The 18,740-nt window shown below is 55.9% G+C and carries 17 protein-coding genes; 4 read left to right on the forward strand and 13 right to left on the reverse strand.

Translation table 11 applies throughout. The features are described from left to right. The first annotated feature begins 533 nt into the window (after positions 1 to 533). The gene (locus WBG83_RS04575; RefSeq protein WP_336743124.1) at positions 534 to 923 is read left to right on the forward strand and encodes a hypothetical protein; all 390 of its coding nucleotides are present in this window, start codon (positions 534 to 536) and stop codon (positions 921 to 923) included. Positions 924 to 1,097: 174 nt separating this feature from the next. Here the strand turns inward: WBG83_RS04575 and WBG83_RS04580 are convergent, their stop codons facing one another. The 9 genes from WBG83_RS04580 to WBG83_RS04620 all read right to left on the reverse strand — a co-directional run bounded on the left by WBG83_RS04580 (position 1,098) and on the right by WBG83_RS04620 (position 11,936). Beyond that, a complete protein-coding gene (locus tag WBG83_RS04580; RefSeq protein ID WP_336743126.1) occupies positions 1,098 to 1,403 on the reverse strand; it encodes a CD3324 family protein in 306 nt (101 codons plus the stop codon). An 802-nt stretch (positions 1,404 to 2,205) separates the two neighbouring features. Next, positions 2,206 to 3,954 carry an ABC transporter ATP-binding protein gene (locus WBG83_RS04585; RefSeq protein ID WP_336743127.1) on the reverse strand — a complete coding sequence of 583 codons (1,749 nt, stop codon included), beginning with the start codon at positions 3,952 to 3,954 and terminating at the stop codon, positions 2,206 to 2,208. Positions 3,955 to 4,029: 75 nt separating this feature from the next. After that, positions 4,030 to 4,797, reverse strand: coding sequence for a LamB/YcsF family protein (locus WBG83_RS04590; protein ID WP_336743128.1), 768 nt, complete (start codon positions 4,795 to 4,797; stop codon positions 4,030 to 4,032). A 143-nt stretch (positions 4,798 to 4,940) separates the two neighbouring features. Next, positions 4,941 to 5,228: a hypothetical protein gene (locus tag WBG83_RS04595; RefSeq protein ID WP_336743129.1), complete on the reverse strand. Its 288-nt coding sequence runs from the start codon at positions 5,226 to 5,228 to the stop codon at positions 4,941 to 4,943. Then, positions 5,225 to 6,499 carry a biotin-dependent carboxyltransferase family protein gene (locus WBG83_RS04600; RefSeq protein ID WP_336743130.1) on the reverse strand — a complete coding sequence of 425 codons (1,275 nt, stop codon included), beginning with the start codon at positions 6,497 to 6,499 and terminating at the stop codon, positions 5,225 to 5,227. Before WBG83_RS04600 ends, WBG83_RS04595 begins: the two co-directional genes overlap by 4 nt. Next, positions 6,496 to 7,389 carry a 5-oxoprolinase subunit PxpB gene (pxpB, locus tag WBG83_RS04605; RefSeq protein ID WP_336743133.1) on the reverse strand — a complete coding sequence of 298 codons (894 nt, stop codon included), beginning with the start codon at positions 7,387 to 7,389 and terminating at the stop codon, positions 6,496 to 6,498. The genes WBG83_RS04600 and pxpB overlap by 4 nt, the downstream gene beginning before the upstream one ends. A gap of 315 nt (positions 7,390 to 7,704) precedes the next feature. Then, entirely contained in the window at positions 7,705 to 9,285 is a 1,581-nt protein-coding gene (locus tag WBG83_RS04610) for a vWA domain-containing protein (protein ID WP_336743135.1), read from the reverse strand. A gap of 334 nt (positions 9,286 to 9,619) precedes the next feature. After that, positions 9,620 to 11,116: an FGGY-family carbohydrate kinase gene (locus WBG83_RS04615; RefSeq protein WP_336743137.1), complete on the reverse strand. Its 1,497-nt coding sequence runs from the start codon at positions 11,114 to 11,116 to the stop codon at positions 9,620 to 9,622. Between the two features lie 94 nt (positions 11,117 to 11,210). Beyond that, positions 11,211 to 11,936 carry a stalk domain-containing protein gene (locus tag WBG83_RS04620; protein ID WP_336743139.1) on the reverse strand — a complete coding sequence of 242 codons (726 nt, stop codon included), beginning with the start codon at positions 11,934 to 11,936 and terminating at the stop codon, positions 11,211 to 11,213. Between the two features lie 232 nt (positions 11,937 to 12,168). Between WBG83_RS04620 and WBG83_RS04625 the strand changes: the two genes are divergently transcribed. Next, positions 12,169 to 12,990: a YheC/YheD family protein gene (locus WBG83_RS04625; RefSeq protein WP_336743141.1), complete on the forward strand. Its 822-nt coding sequence runs from the start codon at positions 12,169 to 12,171 to the stop codon at positions 12,988 to 12,990. A gap of 92 nt (positions 12,991 to 13,082) precedes the next feature. Here the strand turns inward: WBG83_RS04625 and WBG83_RS04630 are convergent, their stop codons facing one another. Then, complete coding sequence (locus WBG83_RS04630) at positions 13,083 to 13,226, reverse strand: hypothetical protein (RefSeq protein WP_336743142.1); 144 nt, start codon at positions 13,224 to 13,226, stop codon at positions 13,083 to 13,085. 164 nt (positions 13,227 to 13,390) lie between these two features. Between WBG83_RS04630 and WBG83_RS04635 the strand changes: the two genes are divergently transcribed. Further along, positions 13,391 to 14,230: a protein-glutamine gamma-glutamyltransferase gene (locus tag WBG83_RS04635; protein ID WP_336743144.1), complete on the forward strand. Its 840-nt coding sequence runs from the start codon at positions 13,391 to 13,393 to the stop codon at positions 14,228 to 14,230. A 286-nt stretch (positions 14,231 to 14,516) separates the two neighbouring features. On the opposite strand, the gene WBG83_RS04640 is transcribed toward WBG83_RS04635, so the two are convergent. From WBG83_RS04640 to WBG83_RS04650, 3 genes are read right to left on the reverse strand one after another with little or no spacing between them, the layout of a single operon-like run. Further along, positions 14,517 to 15,902 carry a sensor histidine kinase gene (locus tag WBG83_RS04640; RefSeq protein ID WP_336743145.1) on the reverse strand — a complete coding sequence of 462 codons (1,386 nt, stop codon included), beginning with the start codon at positions 15,900 to 15,902 and terminating at the stop codon, positions 14,517 to 14,519. Next, positions 15,899 to 16,579 (reverse strand): response regulator transcription factor, encoded by a 681-nt coding sequence (locus WBG83_RS04645; protein ID WP_336743146.1) that lies wholly within the window; start codon positions 16,577 to 16,579, stop codon positions 15,899 to 15,901. Before WBG83_RS04645 ends, WBG83_RS04640 begins: the two co-directional genes overlap by 4 nt. Before the next feature lie 25 nt (positions 16,580 to 16,604). After that, positions 16,605 to 17,501: a hypothetical protein gene (locus tag WBG83_RS04650; RefSeq protein WP_336743148.1), complete on the reverse strand. Its 897-nt coding sequence runs from the start codon at positions 17,499 to 17,501 to the stop codon at positions 16,605 to 16,607. 326 nt (positions 17,502 to 17,827) lie between these two features. Here WBG83_RS04650 and hprK point away from each other — a divergent pair, with 326 nt between their 5' ends. Beyond that, positions 17,828 to 18,739, forward strand: a complete 912-nt coding sequence (gene hprK / locus WBG83_RS04655; RefSeq protein WP_336743149.1) for an HPr(Ser) kinase/phosphatase — start codon at positions 17,828 to 17,830, stop codon at positions 18,737 to 18,739. Position 18,740 lies beyond the last annotated feature (1 nt).

Raw genomic sequence — 18,740 nt, forward strand, 5'->3', positions numbered from 1 at the left:
TTTTGTCTGCTCGTACTTATGAAACTGGACACCGCTACACATCACAGTATTCTTCAGCTTTATCGTTGGCTTAAAATTCTATTATGGGAACCGATGCATCAATGGATGGAACGAATTCACCGTAAACCTAGTCGAAAATCAGCGGGTAGGCGCAAGAAACAGTGAGCTAGTATTTCCGTCACTCAGGGGAAACTACATAAATTTACCAAATGGACAGAGAGCTACCTTCTGGTGGGCAATCGACTTTTTGGTAATGAAAACTAAAACCTTGTTCAGAATTATTCGAAAACTATGCCGCCGACTTTTTATGCAACGCTAGTGATATTGGACCAATATAATTTTAATCAGTAAGATGAATGCAAGCGCAAACCGGTAAAACAGCATAACAACACGTATGGCCTGTAATTCAGCATGTTATAAGTGCTGGAAGTGTGATAAAAAACTGCTTTGCTCCCAGGTCAAGGGCGTGAATGAAAAATGCAGGATTCCCATTTGACCCGTACCTGTAAAAAGGAGGACAAGACTATAATAATATGATTGCCGGAAAACGGGCCGAGCTGTCCGGAAAACTGACTCATGTGCTGGACGCCCGCTCACTGGCTGCATCACACCCGAGACTCGCAGAGCTGCTTCGGCCGGGAATGACTGTACTGGATGTCGGCTGCGGCACCGGGGCTATCACCCGCCGTATCGCGGAAGCGGTCGGGGTTACTCCGCAGCATGAGCACACTGTCCGGGCCGCTCCCGATTTCCTGAGCCGCATCCGTATCTGGGCGGATACCGCTTCAAGCCGGGGCGTTCAGATGGAGCGTGACGGATATATTACCGTTCAAGATTATTTGTCTGCTGAACAGGATTACCAGGACTGGATACAAACAGAGGCTCAAATGATGACGATGTACATGCTGTCTGTAGAGTTGTAGAGGGTGTACGGGGATAATAGGCGGCATGGAATTTAAATGAATGGGGGGATCTATCCCAGCCGATAGATGAAATAAGCACTCCCGCCCAGCCGGCTCGCGCAGCGCGCGGTGTTTCGCTGCATGACGGCGGTCGGTCGACCACATGTAAAAAACAGCACAAAAAAAGCAGGGTCGCTATCGCCCTGCTTCCACTTTGGAGTACGTGTCCCGTTTGCCCCGTGTTTTGACAATGATTTTGCGGATGCTGTCCTCGGACAGATGAAACCGCTGAATCAGCTCACGGATGCTCGTGCCGCCGTTGTACATTAAGTAAATCTCGCTGTTGCGGCGCTCGATCAGCTTGCGGGTTCCGTTATTTTCGCCCCAGCCGGCCCGTTTTTGCTCCGGCTTCGGGATATATACCAATTCACCTTGAATGTATTTTTGCAGCTCTTGAAGCAGTTTGTCGGGGAGAACGTCCTTGCCGTTTTTGTAACTCACGAATGAAAACCTCCTCGTTTTCGGTTGGTGGATTTGCTTGCTCCTCCGCTAACCGAACGCTTTCATCGTGTCACCGCTCCCGAATGATATAGAACCAGATAAACGGTTTGGCCATCCCGGGTTCAAGAGGGCTTTCCGTTTAGACTGAATAAGAAGGGCTGTAAGGCCTGTGCCGTACAAGAACCTGCTTGCTCTTATTCAGAAATAAAAAAACACGACTTCTTCATCGTGCCTGATAGTTACCATTATGTATTCAGGTGGACGAGACGCAGATCAAAGCTATGCGGTTAGTTGTGGAGCACCTCATGTGTAATTTGGAACTTTACTGCTACAAACATTGTATCCCTCTCCTTTCACCTGATTTTATCGCTTTGTGGGCGAATGTTTTCATTATAAAGCAGTCAACTTTTGGATTCAAGACCATATTTCTGAAGATAATCTTAAGTTAAACGATCCTTTGCGCCGTCCCTGTTCGTGAGATCATACGGTCTCGGCGCCATCTGCAGCCGCTCTCGTTCAGACAGCCCGCAGTCCCTGATGCCCGGCAAAACTTGTGTATGCGTCCGGATACGACGAAGCGGATCCGGCGGGGGATTGGTCATATAAAACGGAGGGCCAAGGCCCTCCGTCCACAATAATCTCCGCTTTAGGCGGAGACCACCTCTGCTTGTGAAATCAACTTGACCACACTCCTTTCGCGCAAGTCTAGCCGGCCGGGCTACCTCTATTAACGCATGAAAAGCAGCCCGCTCACAAGTGAAAGAATGATTTAAGTTGTTTTCCCCGGGCAAACCTGTGCCCGTTACAGAGATTCCTGAAGCCGAAGCTGCTGCGCGGCAAATTCCCGGTACAGCGCATGGGATTGCAGCAGCTCCGCATGGGTCCCTTTGCCGGTAATCGTCCCCTTCTCGATAAACAGGATTTGATCCGCATCAATAACGGTAGAGAGCCGATGGGCAATGACGATGGTTGTCCGCCCGGCCATCAAATTCTGGAGCGCTTCCTGCACGACCACCTCGGATTTGCTGTCCAGACTGGAGGTGGCTTCGTCCAGCATAAGCAGGCTCGGGTCGCGAAGCAGCGCGCGGGCAATGCCGATACGCTGACGCTGGCCCCCGGACAGCTTGATGCCCCGTTCTCCGACCTCGGTCTCGTAGCCCGCCGGAAATTCCTCAATAAACCCGTCGGCATAAGCCATTACCGCCGCTTGCTTCAGCTCCTCCGTGCTCACCTGACGCCCGATTCCGTAGCAAATGTTATCGCGGATCGTACCGGCAATGAGCGGGCTTTCCTGAGACACATAGCCGATGTGCTTCCGCCAGGAGGACAGACAGTACTCCTGAATCGGATCGTCCCCGATCCGGATCGTTCCGCTCTGCGGAATGTAGAACCGTTCCAGAAGCCCGAACAGGGTTGTCTTCCCGCCCCCGCTCGGCCCGACGATTGCGGTCACTTTTCCCGGCTCGATGGTGAAGCTGATATCCTGAAGTATGGGTTCCCCGGTCTCATAGCTAAACGAGATATGCTCCAGTATAATCGGCCGCTTCGCATTGTCCAGCTCCCGGCCGGCCGAATAATCCTCCTCCTCGGCTTCCAGAATCGAGATAATCCGCTCTGTGGCCCCTTTGGCTTTTTGCAGCTGCGTGAAAAAATGCGTAAACTGGCCCATCGGCAGCATCATTTGCACCAGGTACAAAATAAAGGCGACCAGCGCGCCCGCCGTCAGTGCGCCGGACGAAACACGCAGCCCTCCGTAGCCGATAATGAGCACCAGAAGCAGCATCATAACAAAGCCCATCAGCGGACCAATAAGCGCCTGAATCGTCGCCTCCTTCAAGCCGTACCGGAACAGGCTGTTAATGCCGCTTTGACCGCTGGCATATTCCTTCTCTTCGGCATTCGACGCCTTGACCAGACGAACCTCGGACAGCACCTGGGTCAGAACGGTCGTGAAGGCGGCCGTTTCATCCTGCAGCCCCTTGGAAACCTTGAACATGCGGCGTCCGAGCGGAATCAGAACCCCCATCGTCAGCGGCACCGCGATCAGCATGGTCAGTGTCATTTGCCAGTCCAGATACAGCAGCATCGCAACCGAGCCGATAATCGAAATCGTTCCCGTAAAAAAATTGGCCACATGCTCCGTAATAAGTCCTTTGACGACTCCGGTATCGTTCGTCATCCGGCTGACCGTTTCCCCTGTCCGATGATTGTCGAAATAAGAAACCGGCAGCACAAGCAGCTTCCTCCAGAGCCGGTCCCGTAATGCGGCCACAACGCTTTGACCCAGATGGTTCAATAAATAAATCGATAATCCGGACGCCAGCGCCTGCGCAATAAAGGCCGTCCCAATCAGCACAATTTGCATCGGCGTAACGGAAGCGAGTGTAAAGCTGTCGACCAGATTTTTCGTAAACAACGGGATGACGAGGCTGACCAGGGTTGTCGCCACACTAAGCAGCAGCGCGACGGTCATGCGCGGGACAGAGGGATTCGTCGCCCGAATCAGTTGGATAAAAGGGGTCCAGCTCCCGGAATTCGCGGGTTTGTTCAACGATGCTCACTCCTCTCAGGGGGAAATTCGGTGATGGCGGCAGCATTTCATGCGGACACCCGTGGTGTGAGACTGCTAGCGCTGCGGAGCTCGAATCGTAATGCCCTCCTGCTCCAGACGCTGCCGGAGACGGACAGCCGCTTCTGCGGCATGGGGATGATCCCCGTGTATGCAGAGAGTTCCCGCATCCACGCCAATGATCGCCCCCTCCGCCGTCTCTGCTTCTCCGGCGGCAGCCAACCGTACAGCCTGTGCCAGCACAGCCTCCGGATCGGTTAAAACCGCCCCGTCCTGATGACGAGGCACAAGCGAGCCGTCCGCCCGGTACCGGCGGTCGGCGAAAACCTCGCTCACCGCAGGAAGCCCGGCCGCTTGCGCGGCAAGGAGCAGCTCGCTCCCCGCCAGCCCGTACAGCAGCGCTTCAGGCGCTGCGGCGCAGACCGCCCGCACAATGGCATCAGCCAGAGGACGATCCGCCGCCGCCATATTGTACAGCGCGCCGTGCGGCTTCACGTGCCTAAGCCCGCCGCCGCCCTCTGCCCGCACCACAGCCTGGAGCGCGCCAATCTGGTAGACGGTCATCTCATAGGCTTCCTCCGGCGTAATCCGCAGCTCGCGGCGCCCGAAGCCCGCCAGATCCGGCAGTCCCGGATGCGCGCCAATAGCTACATGGCTGACAAGACACAGCTGCACGGTTCTGCGCATGACACCGGGATCGCCCGCATGAAAGCCGCAGGCAATATTCGCCGAAGTCACATGCGGCAGCACCTTGTCATCCTGTCCGATGCGGTAAGCGCCATAGCTTTCCCCGGCATCGCAATTTAAATCAATAACGGGCTGCATCGTCTCATCTCCTTTGTCAGACTCTATTAATTTCAGTTCGCAGCTTTCATCCACGGCAGCAGGGGTTCCTCATCCCACACCCAGAGGTAAAGCTAATTGCCGAAGGCCTGAAGGACACCAGTGGAATGGCCAGCTCCCGGCTGTCATCGAACCATTCCCGTAGCCATGGACAAGGCCCTAGCGTCATATAGTGCGGCACGTGACGAACAGGGCGTCCGCCCTTTGCCGCAAACAGCATCCGGGCCTGCTGCTCCTGCGCTCTGCGTACAATTAAATAGTCGGCTGAACGCCGGGAAGCAAAGCTTAGTTCCCCGTTTCCGCAGATGCTCCTGTACCCTCTCCGCCTCCTCTATCGGGAGATCGGACAAATTCCGGAACGGACCTGACGCCGCCTCATAATAATGAAACAAGCTGCCGGAATAAATGGTCATGACAGGCCTCCTCCGCACAGCCGGGCTTGCAGCTGCAAACCGGCGGATAGCTGCCGCAGCCCCAGCTCCTGCAGCAGCAGCTCCTGCTGCGCCTCGGCTAGCGATACCTCCTGCAGACGCAGCTGATCGCCGGGCCGGAGCTGGCCCAGAAGCGGCATATCCACACTTATGATTTGGGCGATTCGCGGATACCCGCCCGTCGGCTGGCGGTCCGCCATTAACACAATCGGATCCCCTCGCGCCGGAACCTGTACCGTGCCCGGCGTAACCCCCTCGGACAGCAGCTCGCGCGGCTCCAGAAGCGTAAGGCCCGGGCCGCTTAACCGGCAGCCCATCCGGTCGGACAGGGGGCTCATCGTAAAAACAGCCCCGGTCAAAAGCTCCCGGCTTTGCGGGGTGAACCAGTCATATTCTCTGCCCCGCACAAACCGGACAACAACCGGACTCCCCGAATTTTGCCGGTTCACCCGCGGTCCTATTGGACTGACAGGCGCGCCCTCCGCAAGCGCATGTCCGATCCCCCCTACTGCAGCGAATACAGCTGCATGAAACGGGGACACGCTTTGCTCCCGAAGCTCCAGCTGAGGATGCCCGCCGTTCCACGGACGAGCGGACCAGTGCGGCCACATCGGCCTCTTTTGCAAATTACCGGCCTGTGCAGCGTCCTCCTTCTCCTCATCTAACCGGGAAATTCCGCTGCCGCCTCCTCGGCCTTCTCCCGCGCCGTAAACCGTAGCGGCATCCATTTCAGCTTCTGTCAGCCTCCCGATTGCGGCATCCTCTGGAAAGCCTTCAGCCAAGCCGTCTCGGCCAACAGCCAATACATCCCCTGCGCGAAGCGCCCGCCCGCTGCAGCCGCCAAATCCGGCCCGTATGTCCGTTCCGGCACCTCCCAGAACAGGGGGCACGGCAATACCTCCCGCGACCGCCAAATACGTCCGCAGGCCTGCGGCAGCCGGGCCGATCCTCAGTGTGCTGCCGCTATTCACCCAGACAGGCCGCCACATCGGCAGCAGAACATCGCCGATAAAGGCGGGCATGAACGCGCCGCATAAAGCTATCCGGGCCCGGCGCCTAAACAGAAATGTGCCGCCGGTCATCGTCATTTCCAGTCCGGGGGCATGCAGGGGATTGCCCGCAATCAAATTGGCCATACGCAGCGACAAGCGGTCTACCGCCCCGCCAGATGTCACCCCATATCGCTGGTAACCGGTGCGGCCCAGGTCCTGCACCGTTGTAAACATGCCGGGCCGAAGCACCTCGATCGTCATCCTAGCAGCCCCTTACCGTATATGTTATCTCTCAACAATCCGAAGCTGCTGCCGGACTGCCCGGACAATGCTGCATACTCCACCGGATTAATCGGAACGAAACGGATACGGTCCCCGGCTTGCAGCAGCGCTGGCGGATCGCAATCAGGCTGGAACAAGCTCAGCGGCGTCCGCCCGATAATTTGCCAGCCGCCGGGCGTTACCTGAGGGTATACTCCCGTCTGCGTACCCGCAATGCCTACGGCCCCTCTAGGCACCTCGGGCCGGGGCTGGCTCCGCCTTGGAGCGGACAGCTCTGGCGGCAGCCCGCCCAGATACGGGAAGCCCGGCGCAAAGCCGATCATATATACCTTATACTCCGCCTCGCTATGGCGGCGAATGACCTCGCGCTCAGACAAGCCGGTGTGCAGCGCGACAAAAGCCAAATCCGGGCCGTATTCTCCCCCGTAACAGACAGGCAGCCGCACAAGACGGCAGTCCGCCCCCTCTCCGCCGGGCGGCAATGTCCCTAACCGCTGGAGCCGTTCGTGGAGCCAGTGACATACCGCTTCAACAGGAGCTGGAAGGATTCCCAGGTCCTCTTCCTGCCGGCGGAGCAGAGGTGCTGCCGGGCGAAGCGCGCCAGCGCTGCTTACCGCTTCTTTGCCCGCCGCCATCCGGATGGTCTCCCGGTAAACAGCCCAAGCATCATAATGAACGGTAACCGCCGTATACGCGGGAACAAGCTCAATAAGCCCTGGAAACGGATGCTCCTCAAGCAGGCTGCACACCCGCCTGACAGCCAGATGAACGGCTTCCGTCCCCGCCTCCCCGCATTCGACCGTCACTGCGCTGTCACCGGCAGGCCGAAGCCGATACAGCCCGCTCGCTGCGCTAATCTCCTTGTTCATTGGTCTTCTCCCCTCCTTCCGATCATGCAGAGATCCGGTGATACCGCCGCTGCGGGAATCACCTTGCCCGGAGGTACCGGGCTGCCGATAGCTGCGGCCGCTGAATCATGCTTTCTTCTCCCACGATACACTATTATCCATCCATTTTCCAAAATGAAGCTGCCCTGCGCCTGTCAGGAAACGATGTCCGGGCTACGGTACTGCCGGGCTAGCCGTCAGCGTGCAGTATTCCGCTGCAAGGAGGCGCAGCAAGGAAGCAGCGCGTGGCACGACATAGAACCGTTTCGGCTCAGCTGCTGAAAATAAATAACACGCCTAGGGTAGGCGTGCATAGTCGTTAATGATCCGTACCAGCAGGTCATTCAGAAACTCGACTTGATAAGTGCCTGTCGTTGGCGCCAGATGGCTGTTGCCGATTCCGCTATGATTCGTCAAGAAGACGTAGCTGCCGCCCGTAGCAATCCCCAGGAACCGCATCAGAAACTCCGTATCCTTGTTGACACCGCTGGAAGCCACCGGAATAATGCGGATTCCCTGCTCCGCCGCCGTCTTGGTTAAAGCCTGCAGCTTCGACTTCACCGCCTGATTGTTGTGAGGGGGTGCATCCAGCACCAGAAAAAGAAGTCTGGCCCGCGCATCGGCGCTCCAGTCATGCCCGCTTATCGCATCGGCCAGCGCCTGCTCCACCGCTTCCTCGTAATCTCCCCCGCCTGCAGCCGACTGCTTGCGAAGCTGCGCCACCGACTCGCTGATATCGTTTTCGAACGGGAAGGACCGCACGACATAATCGTCGCCTTGATCCCGGTACACGTTGACACTGGTACGGATCTCAAGCTGCTGTCCGTTATCCTTGGCAACCCGCTCTATGACATTAGCCAGCTCCGCCTGCAGGTAGCCCAGCTCATCTCCCATGGAGCCGGTCGTGTCGACAACCAGCATGACATCCAGCCGATCCGGCGTTGTCCCGGCCCCGTCCAATTCAACTTCAAGCTTGGTGCTGTATCCCAGCTCAACAGCCTCCACCGTTTTCCGATTTCCCCGCGCATCTACATGAAGCAGGTACTTGCCTTTTTGCTGTGACGCATCGTTAAACATGCCGACAAACAGCTCCGCCTGCCCTCTATTGTTTGTGCGCGCCTTCCACACCTGGTCCTGGCGGTCATCCGTCAATGTGACAGAGGCATCCGCCACAAGCGCCCCTCCGCTGCGCACGGTTACGGTTAGGCGCTGTCCCGGCTTGTAGCCCCACACCGTTTGGTAACGCGCGTACTCCTTGCTATTCATCAGATTTTGCCACCAGTCCCAATGGGCCAAATCGTTCCACTCCCCGGCCGTCAGCTGTCCAGCTCGAGCCTGATTCGCGGCAGGGCGCTCCTTCAACGGCTCTGTTCCCGCGCGATCCATTGTGGCCTTACTCTTCGATTTGCTGCTTGCAGGTGTTGAGTCTTCCGCGGCTGAAGCGGACTCCCCGCTTCCCGTGCTTGAGCCCGATTCCGCCGCCGGCTTCGATTCTCCGCCTCCAGCGGTATCCCCCTTGGAGGTGGTACCTTCCGGCGCAGGAGCCGTGCTCAGCTGTGAGCCGCTTTCCTTGCTGCTGCAGCCGGCAAAAGCCAGCGCAATCAGAATTGCCGCCAATATAACGGCCAGACGGCGCAGCATGGTGCCCGTGCCCCTGCTGCCGCCTGCCGGTACGGCTGCTTGCACAAACGGCAGGATGCTTAAGCTTGCCCCACGAATAAGCGCTGTCTGCCCTTCGTCCTTGCGCAGCACACCGCTTGTTTTTGCCGGAATGCCGCTCTGCAAATCAAGATGCAGGCTCTCTCTGTCTGTTCCCGCTCCGCACTCCATGCCGAAAGCTCCCACGCTACCCATGACACCCAGGCTTCGTTTCTTCATGAACGCGCCCCCTTTTATTTGTAAATTTATTACAAACTCAAAGACGCAGCCCGGCTGCATAATGTTGCAGAGCTGCGTCTTGATCTTGCAAGCGAAAAAGGCTTGCGGGATATATGATTGTTGGCAGACAAAAGCACATCTTCCCGACCGTTGGATGGTTTCGCGGGATTGCGGGATTGCGGGACTGCACAAGAAGGAATGAACAAGGCTGCAGCACCAGGCAGCGTCTCGATAACAGGGTAAGCTTTCTCCTTCCGCCTCCACCTCTGCGTTTCCGCTAAAGCGGCAGGTTCAACGTATCGGCAGCACGCTGCAGATGGCCCGCAGACGAGCCTTACAATGTACGGTAAAATGCCCGCAAAGACTGCTGAAGCGCCATGTAGCCTTCATCATACAGCTTGCGATACGGGCCGATAAGCTCCGGCTGCGGCTCCACCATACGGGATTCCTGACCGGCAACCGCTTGGGAAGCCTCCTCCGCGGAGCCGTATACGCCGCTGCCAATCCCGGCAGCAAGCGCCGCCCCGAGCAGGGTCGCCTCGGAAATTGGCGGGATGTCCAGCACGCACCGGGTAATGTTCGCCTTCACCTGCAGCCACTGCGGGTTGCGTGTGCCGCCGCCGACGACGAGCAGCCGTTCGATGCTGCGTCCGGAAATGCCCTCCGCGACCCGGCGGATGGCTTCGAGCTGGTAGGCGGTGCCTTCCAGCAGCGCTTTAATCATATCGGCTTTGCCGTGCTCCTTCGTCAAGCCAATCCATGCCGCCTTGGCTTTGGAATCCGGCGCAGGCGCTCCGCTTCCGGTCAAATACGGGTAATACAAAATCCCGGTCGGTCCCGGCTTCACCTGCTCCAGCAGGCCAAGCAGCGTTTCATAGCTCATCTGCTCGTCAGCCAGAAGACCGCGCAGCCACTCTACAGACCCGCCCGAAGCGGAGTTGCCGCCCATCCAGAAATAGCGGTCCTTGGCGATATGGCAGCCGAAGGAAAGGCCGGCCTCGAACTCTTGACGGCCCAGCTCTTTTTCCTCCAGCGTCCCGACAAGCGTCTCCGCCGTCCCCATCGAATCATACACAACGCCCGGTGTAATGGAGCCGACCGCCAAAGCCGCCGCCACATGGTCATGGCCGGCAATGGCCACCTTCGTTGCAGTAGTAAGTCCCAGCGCCTCGCTGACCTCCGGCAGCACGCCGCCAAGCACTGTGCCCGATGGCAGCACCTGCGGCATAATGGACGCGTCGAAGCCAAACTGCTTCAGCCACGCCTCATCCCAAGCCTTACGTTCCATGCTAAAGGCATATGTACGGGCCGCAAGCGAATAATCAAACGCCATTTGACCGGTGAGGCGGTAGGCGATATAGCCTGATGCGGACAGCCAGACGCTTCCGCCGAACGCCTCGGGCTGCTGCTCACGCAGCCACAGCAGCTTGGCCAGGCCCAGCTTGAAGCTGCCGTGCAGACCGGAGCGGCGGAAGTTCTCGAACGCGTCGGACTGGCTCATAATGAAATCCGATTGCGGCTTGGAGCATTGATCGAACCAAGGCATAAACATCGAGCGGGGCTTACCGCTGGCACGGTCAATCAGCAGCCCGCTTTCCGCCATGCTGGCAATGCCGATCGAAGCGATTTGCGGCTTCCCGGCCTTCTCCGTGACTTCCTGGATGCAAGAAGCCATCGACTGCCACATTTGCTCCGGATCATAGTACGCTACACCGTTCTCCAAATAATAGGTTTGGGTCGGGCGGCTTGCAATCGCAACCATCGTCCCGTCCTGCTTGAAAAGACCTGCTTTGCTATTTGTGGTGCCAATATCAATACCGAGGATATACACGTGTTTGTTCTCCCTTTCCCTAGGTGGTTCGAGCTTACAGCCAATGGTATTATTGTAGCTCGTCTCCGAGGGGAGAACAACTCTTATCTTTCTATCATTCAATTGTGATGATGAAATCAGATGAAATATACTTTCTATTCTCGTCCCCATTTGAATCGACAATAGAGATATCGGCAACGACCCCCATGATGTAGTCCCCCTTCTCCAGTTGATTAATATTGGGGATGTCATCGTTGTATCCGTTCTTCATGATATTAAAATATTTCACAAAGCTGCTCGGCATCAGATATAAATATTCATTACCTTTTTTTATCACTTCAGTAGGGCCATAATCGAATTGAGCCTCTTCTCTTCTATTGCCTTGTTTGTCATCCATGTAGAAATGCATCAATGGTGTGCCGTGGGAAACGGTCAACTCTGAATCTCCCGTCACCGATAACTGAGCCCATAATTTCAGTGGTTCATTCTGCTTGTATACCATTCGTTCTGAATTTACTTTCAGTAAAAGTCCGGCTTCTTGCCTAGAAGAGCTGACGGCTGCTAAGCTAGGCAACCGGTAGTCATTATATTTGATTTCTATCGATTGTGCAGCTTCATCGTAAGTAACATTAGCACCCATCGTTTCCGCTACAAACCGGATCGGAACATACGTATGTCCCTTGTAATTTAAAATCGAATACGCTTCTCCAGGTGTCTTCTGTTCTCCATTAAATAAAAGCTTGACTGGAAAGAGAAGTGCTTGAATTGTATCGGATGAATATGCCATTTTACCGAAAAAAAAGCAGGCCACCAAGACAACCAATGATATAAGTTTTTTCAATTTAAACTCCCCTAATCATTTTGGGTTTCTCTGCCGGTCTAAATCACCGATATTACAGTCCATGTTTTCACTCCTATCCACCCCCTCCCCTGTTACTTGTTCCCTTCCTCTATAAACGAATCCATAACCTTGATTTGTTGCATGTTTTTGTAAAAAAATATATCCCCCTTCTCTCCGCACCTCCCCGCACCTGCCCGAATACACTAATCCTAACGGAAGGATGTGTTGGCTCTTGCTTAGTTCGCTCAAATATCCCGGCAGCAAATGGCTCAAGCATCTCGCCTTATGGAAGCATCCCCAACTGCAGCCTCACCTGCCCCAGACCGAGCTGCTGTCCTCGGCCAGCCTTAAGCACATGATCAAGACGCACCCCATCGTGTTCATCAAACCGGTTATCGGCGGCGGCGGGAGAGGGATTCTTAAGGTATCGTCTGCCGGGGCAGGGCAATACACCCTGCAGCATGCAGGCGGCATTCGAACCTATTCGTCCCTGCCGCTTTTAATAAAATTTATACAAAGTCAAACCGCAAGCAGGCAATATTTAATTCAGCAGGGAGTCGATCTGATTCGAATCGGCGGCCGGGCGATGGATTTCCGCATCCTGATGCTGAAGCCCGCGCGGAAGTGGAAGGTGATGGGCGTCATGGGCAAGCTCGCAGCCCGGAACAAGCACGTGACGAATTACTGCCGCGGCGGAAGCTGGATTCGTCTGGAGGATGCCCTGACACAAAGCATCGGCTGCACGCCGGAGGATTGCCGGATCGCGGAGAACGAGCTGCGTGCCTTTGCGGAGACGATTGCCGGCTACATGGATAAGGAATTCCCGAATATCGATGAGCTTGGATTGGATATCGCCATCGACGGAGAGCGGCGGATATGGCTGCTGGAGGCCAATACCAAGCCGCAGTATAAGCTGTTCCTGCATCATCCCGATCCCCGCCTTTACAGCAAAATATCCGCCATGATTCGAGCTCTCCGCTACCCGGGCCACATGACATCCCCGCGCCCGCTCGTCGCCATCCAGCACACAGCCCGCATGAAGCAGCAAACATGACCGGAACAACAACAAACCGCCGGAAGCCATGCAGCTTATGCATGTGGGCTTTCGGCGGTTTGTCGGCGTCCTTCGCAGAGACTGACCCTCGGCTACAGCGCGTGCTCCATCATCGCGCAGGCTTCCTTAATCTTGGCGATTTGGTTGCGGATTTCAATTTCGGATGTCAGCGATTCAATTTTGCTGCAGCACTCCGCAATCCGCTTTGCTTCCTGCTTCACCTCATGGCTGGACATACATTCACCTCCTTTGAGTTCAAGTGCAGTATCCCCAAATTCAGCTAAAAAATTTCCGGCTCGTCATTCCGCTGACATATTTATGCACATGATTTGCCCCCGTTCGGAATACAGTGTAGCATAACCGTCGGCGCTGCCTGTGCCGAAGGACGGAGGTGGGACATGTGATTGCCGTTGCCGGCACAACACTCGGTTCCGATTTTTTGGCCCAGTTTGATGGAATCGAACGAAAAATATTGAACACGCTCGCAGCCAGCCCAATCACGTACCGGTATGATTCAACACAGGATTTGTTGTTCGAGCTGAAGCTGCGGGAAGAAATCATTCAAGCCTCCCGCGATTTGTATGAAAGCCGGGTTTCGTTCGCAACCTTTGAGAAATCGCGCTGCAACACGTATTATTGGCAGCGGACCAGCGACGGCGGCTTCAAGCTGCGGCCAGGCGTCCGGCCGTCGGACGCTATTCGGGATATTTATAGGAATGGAGAAAGCTACGGTTTTGAATGCGCCACAGCTATGCTCATTGTCATCTACAAGGCTGTGCTGGAATCCATCGATGATGCCAAATTCGATGAGTTGTTCGGCGGCTTGTTTCTGCATGACTGGCAATCGGATGAGGATCTGGGGCTAACGACGACCAATCCGCGGGACACTCTGCCCGGGGATGCGCGTTACTTCAAGAATCCGGATGTCCGGCCGTCGGAAATGGAATGGCAGGGCGAGAATGTGATTGACATGGGAGACGGCACCTACTACGGGCATGGCATTGGAATCAAAAATAAAGCCGGGATCATCGAGGAGCTGAACCGGCACCGCAAACGGGGTTCAACCCGCTCCGCCTATTTGCTGGGCCAGGCCACACGCCCGGATTTTGCTTATCTGGCAGGATTTTCTGATGAAAATATGAATCAAAGCGGACTGAGGGAGTTCATATCCAGCCATCCCGTCAGCCACTGGCAGCCTGAAATCTTCGCTCGTATCGGCGGGTATTCTTATTTCGGATGAAGCTGCCCGCCCGGTGGCAAACAGTACCGAAAGCGGCCGCCGAGCCTCGAATTGCAGGTAAAAAAAGTCTCCGGCCTCATCACGAAAGAGGCTCGGAGACTTCTGCATTTTTTATAATGGCACGATAACCAAGACAAAATCAGTTCAGTTCTATCTAGGGCTTGAATTGCAATGCTCGCACCTTGCGCAGCTCCGGCACGCCGTGTGGCACCGGATGGAGCAGGTTGGCGACGGCAGTACAGATAGTAGTACGGCAAAAAAAATGTACGAAGGCGCTGCAAGCTATTCAATGAAGCAGCTGGCCTCCCGTTGCCGCTGTCGGCAGCGTCACCGTAAACACAGAGCCCTGCCCCGGCTCGCTCCAAACCTCAATCCGGCCTTGATGCAGGGCTACAATTCTGCTGACTATCGCCAGCCCCAGCCCGCTTCCGCTCTGTGTGCGCCGCCGCGCCTGATCCGCCTTGTAGAACCGTTCGAAGATACGGGAGCGCTCCTCCTCGCTAATCCCCGCACCGCTATCTGAAATCCGCACAAGCACTTCCCCTGTGCCTCTTGTTATTTCGACACCGATTGTCCCGCCGTCCGGGGTAAATTTGATCGCATTGCTCAGCAGATTGAGCCAGATCTGGCTGCATTGATCCTCATCGGCGACAATATCGACTCTTGTCAGCTGCAGATCCAGGTGCAGCCGCTTGGCGGACCACTGCGGCTCACACAGCACAATCATGCGGCGCAGCTGCTCGTCCAGCTCAAAGCGCTGCGGCTGAAACGGATGGTGGTCCGAATCGAGCGAGGCCAGCTTCAACAAATTCTCGCTCAGCCGGGACAAACGGCTGCTTTCATGCTCAATAATATCCAGATAATGAAGCTGCTGCTCCCGTGTCAAAGCCTCATTGCGCAGTGCCTTGGAGAAGCCTGCTATCGAGGTAAGCGGAGATTGTATTTCATGGGATACGTTGGAGACGAAATCCTGACGCATCCCCTCCATTTTGTTGAGCGATTGCGCCATCTGATGCACACCCTGCGCCAAAATCCCCAGCTCGTCCGCCCGGTCACGCCAGCTCAGGCTGACATTGAAATCTCCCCGGGCCACCTGATGGACGGCCTTCGTCAGCTCTCGCAGCGGCTTAATAATGTAGGAGGCCGCCAATAAGATGAACAGGCTGCCCACAATTAAGGTGATGATCAGGCTGACGTCCAGAATCCATTTGCCATTGCGAGGCGCATGGGGAACGCCAGGCTGCAGAATCATAGCCAGCCGTTCTTGTTCGAGCCAAAACGGGACCCCAATCCAGGTCTGCTCCGGCGGCCCTTGAGCTTCGCTGCGGCGCACCTCTCCATGAAGCACTGCCGCGATTTCTTCTCTCGGGATTAGGCTTTCGTCCAGCTCCTGTACATGGCTTCCGAAGCGCTTCAGTTCGCCCGCCTGATTGTAAATCAGAACGCTGTACGCATGAACCGTCGCCAAGCTTTGTGCATATTCGTCCCAGTTCAGATCACTGCCCTGACGCAGCAAACGAATCATCTCCTGCCCGGTCAGAAGCATATCGGCCTGAAACTGATCGGATTCCCGATGCTCAAACAAGACTGTCGTAGCTGCATAAGCAGTGAGCAGCCCGGCCAGCGCGGCAGCAAGAAATACGAGCACGACGCGTGTGTACAAGGTTCTCACGGCTCAGTAGCCTCCAATTTATAGCCCAGTCCCCGGATTGTCGTAATGACGAAGCTGTCGGCATTATGCTCGAAGCGCTCCCGGAGCCGCTTGATATGCACGTCAACCGTCCGGTCATCCCCGACATAGTCGTGCCCCCATAAATCCTCAATAAGCTGGTTGCGGGTAAAAATCTGCCCCGGAAAGCTGGCCAGCTTAAACAGCAGCTCGAATTCCTTTAACGGCAGCACCAGCCGTTCGCTGCCCCGCCTGACCATATACGTGCTGCGGTTCAGCTCCACATCCCCGATTTGCAGCTGCCGGGAAAACACGGTCCGGTACCGCTTCAGTTGAACCTTAACCCGCGCCATCAGCTCTTGGGGGTCAAACGGCTTGACAATATAGTCATCCGCCCCGAGCCGGAAGCCTTTAATTTTATGCGCGGTTTCCCCTTTGGCCGTCACCATCAGGAGCGGAAGCTCCTCATTCATCTGTCTCATTCTCCTGCATAGCTCCCAGCCGTCAATCTGCGGCATCATGATGTCCATAATGACCAGATCGATGCGCCGCTTCTTCATTGAGAGCAGCGCTTCTTCTCCGCAGGACGCCTCGATGACCTCATATCCTTCTTCCCGCAGGTTCAAATGGATTAATTCCCGGATATGCTCATCGTCATCCACTACAAGAATACACGCCATATTTCAATCCTCTCCAGCCGAATGCTTAGCCAGCCGACTGGTCGTTTGTCCGCTGCTGCTGCAGCTTCTCCATAAAGCTGGCATCAGAGCTCGCATCGTCAGAGCTTTCCGCGATAGTGCCTTCAGCCGGCGGCGGACCTATTAGCGGCTTGCCTCCCATCGGTGGCGGGCCCTGCGGCTTGCCCTGCGTCGTTTCTGCCGTCTTCAAGCTTTCTTCCATAATCGCCCCTACGCTGTCCATCAGACTGGCCAGCTCCTCATCCGTTGCGGTGGACAAATCCGTTCCGCTTAGCGTTTCCTGAAGCTTCTTCACCAGGGACTGTGCCCCGGTGTCGGTCAAACTGTCTGCTTCAACCGAACGAAGGTCGTTTTGGATTTGGGTCAACATTTGCTTCATCTCGTCTGCAGACAGCTCCGGAAGGCTTGCCGGACCCTGCTCCGGCGGCGCCGCTTTGACCGCCATATGACCGGACTGAGCGCTCATCCTCTGAAACGGCGAAGGCCGGTTTTCCTGCAAAATCGTATCGATTTTATCAAGAGCGCCAGACAGCTCCTCGTCAGTGGCGATGCTCAAATCGATCGCATTCAGCACGTCCTTCATTTGCAATAAACCCGGCTGGGTAGTCGCCTCTGCGCCGCTGCTTTCGGAATTCAGCCGTTCCTTTAGCCGGGCCAGTCTCTCCCGCATTTCATCCGCAGTCAATTCCTGCGTATCTGGGCCGCCCTGCTGGCCGTTCTTAAACATTTCCATCGCTTGTGAGCTGAGCCGGGCGGAATCCTTGCTTCCCGTACCTGACACGGTTGACGAAGCATTCGTCTGACTGGATTCCGTACCGGATTGTGTCCCGCTTGTCTGGTTCAGGGAGCTATAGCCGGCCCAAGCCTGCTTATACAACGAACTGGAATAATTGGAGATGTACATAGAATTAGCTGCCTCCTATAGATCGGTTTAGATGAAACCATTCCTTCTCACCTGCGCTCATTCCTATTTTTAACATACCAATATGAACGGAGCATGAACTGCTGTCCAAAATGTATGCAATTTCCGAATTATGCTTGCCCGCTGCAGCCGGGAACGCCTGTATTTCATACAGAGCTTTGCTCTGGCGTGCAGGTATGCAGCAGGGTGAATATAGCTCTTGCTGCCGGTAATTCAGTCGGTTCGTAAAAAAGGGAATCCCGCCGTCATGTAGAATACGTATGTTCAACCCTTTGAAGCTAGTCATGAGGAAGGAGAGCAAGGCAGCCATGAAATCGGTCACGGTTCATGATTTGGTTCAGCGCTTCTCATTTGAGGTGCTGGCCGGCGGCGAGCATATGCACGCTGTTATTCCAAAGCCGCGGGCAAATCGTCCGGGTCTGGAGTTTGTCGGGTACTTTGATTTTTTCCCGCATGCGCATGTCCAGGTGCTGGGCAGCAAGGAGATTAACTATCTGCACAAGCTCAGCGAGGACGAGCGCAATTTGCATATCGGCAATATCGTCAAGTACCGTCCGCCCTGCTTCGTCGTTACCCGCAATCTCGACGGGCTGACGTATCTGAAAAAGCACTGCGAGGAAGAAGGCATCACGCTGCTGCGTACCCCGATGCCGACGGCCCGCTGCGTCGAGCTAATCGACAGCTATCTCGCCAAGGCGCTTGCGCCGGAGATTGCGGTGCACGGGGTCTGCGTCAATGTAGCAGGCATCGGCATTCTGCTGCGAGGCAAATCAGGCGTAGGCAAAAGCGAAACGGCGCATACCCTGATCCGCCGCGGCCACCGGCTTGTCGCCGACGACATCGTTGTGCTGAAAAAGATAGGGCCCGAAACGATTCTGGGCACACACAGCGGCAAAACGAAGGAATTTCTCGCCCTGCGCAGCATCGGGCTGATTAATGTCTCCCGGTTGTACGGCCGGAGCGCCTTCCAGGACGAGACCCGGATCGTGCTTGACATTGAGCTGACCAAGTGGCAGAACGACGCGCTCAACAATGACCTGGAGCTGGAGCCGAAGTTTGTAGAATATATGGATATCAAAATTCCGCATATTGAGATTCAGCTGCAGCCGGGACGCGATGTAGCGGGCCTTGTAGAGGCGGCGGCCAACAATTGGTACCTGCGCCAGCAGGGCTACAGTGCGGCCGAGGATTTCATGCAGCGGCTGCAAAGCGAGAATTAGG

This window comes from Paenibacillus sp. y28 (genome assembly GCF_037137075.1).
Classification (GTDB): Bacteria; Bacillota; Bacilli; order Paenibacillales; family NBRC-103111; genus JBBBNV01.

Coding starts and splice junctions, on each gene's coding strand:
- WBG83_RS04575 (WP_336743124.1), top strand. CDS start 534: ATGATTGCCGGAAAACGGGCCGAGCTGTCCGGAAAACTGACTCATGTG.
- WBG83_RS04590 (WP_336743128.1), bottom strand. CDS start 4,797: ATGCAGCCCGTTATTGATTTAAATTGCGATGCCGGGGAAAGCTATGGC.
- pxpB (WP_336743133.1), bottom strand. CDS start 7,389: ATGAACAAGGAGATTAGCGCAGCGAGCGGGCTGTATCGGCTTCGGCCT.
- WBG83_RS04610 (WP_336743135.1), bottom strand. CDS start 9,285: ATGAAGAAACGAAGCCTGGGTGTCATGGGTAGCGTGGGAGCTTTCGGC.
- WBG83_RS04645 (WP_336743146.1), bottom strand. CDS start 16,579: ATGGCGTGTATTCTTGTAGTGGATGACGATGAGCATATCCGGGAATTA.
- WBG83_RS04600 (WP_336743130.1), bottom strand. CDS start 6,499: ATGACGATCGAGGTGCTTCGGCCCGGCATGTTTACAACGGTGCAGGAC.
- WBG83_RS04595 (WP_336743129.1), bottom strand. CDS start 5,228: ATGACCATTTATTCCGGCAGCTTGTTTCATTATTATGAGGCGGCGTCA.
- WBG83_RS04650 (WP_336743148.1), bottom strand. CDS start 17,501: ATGTACATCTCCAATTATTCCAGTTCGTTGTATAAGCAGGCTTGGGCC.
- hprK (WP_336743149.1), top strand. CDS start 17,828: ATGAAATCGGTCACGGTTCATGATTTGGTTCAGCGCTTCTCATTTGAG.
- WBG83_RS04630 (WP_336743142.1), bottom strand. CDS start 13,226: ATGTCCAGCCATGAGGTGAAGCAGGAAGCAAAGCGGATTGCGGAGTGC.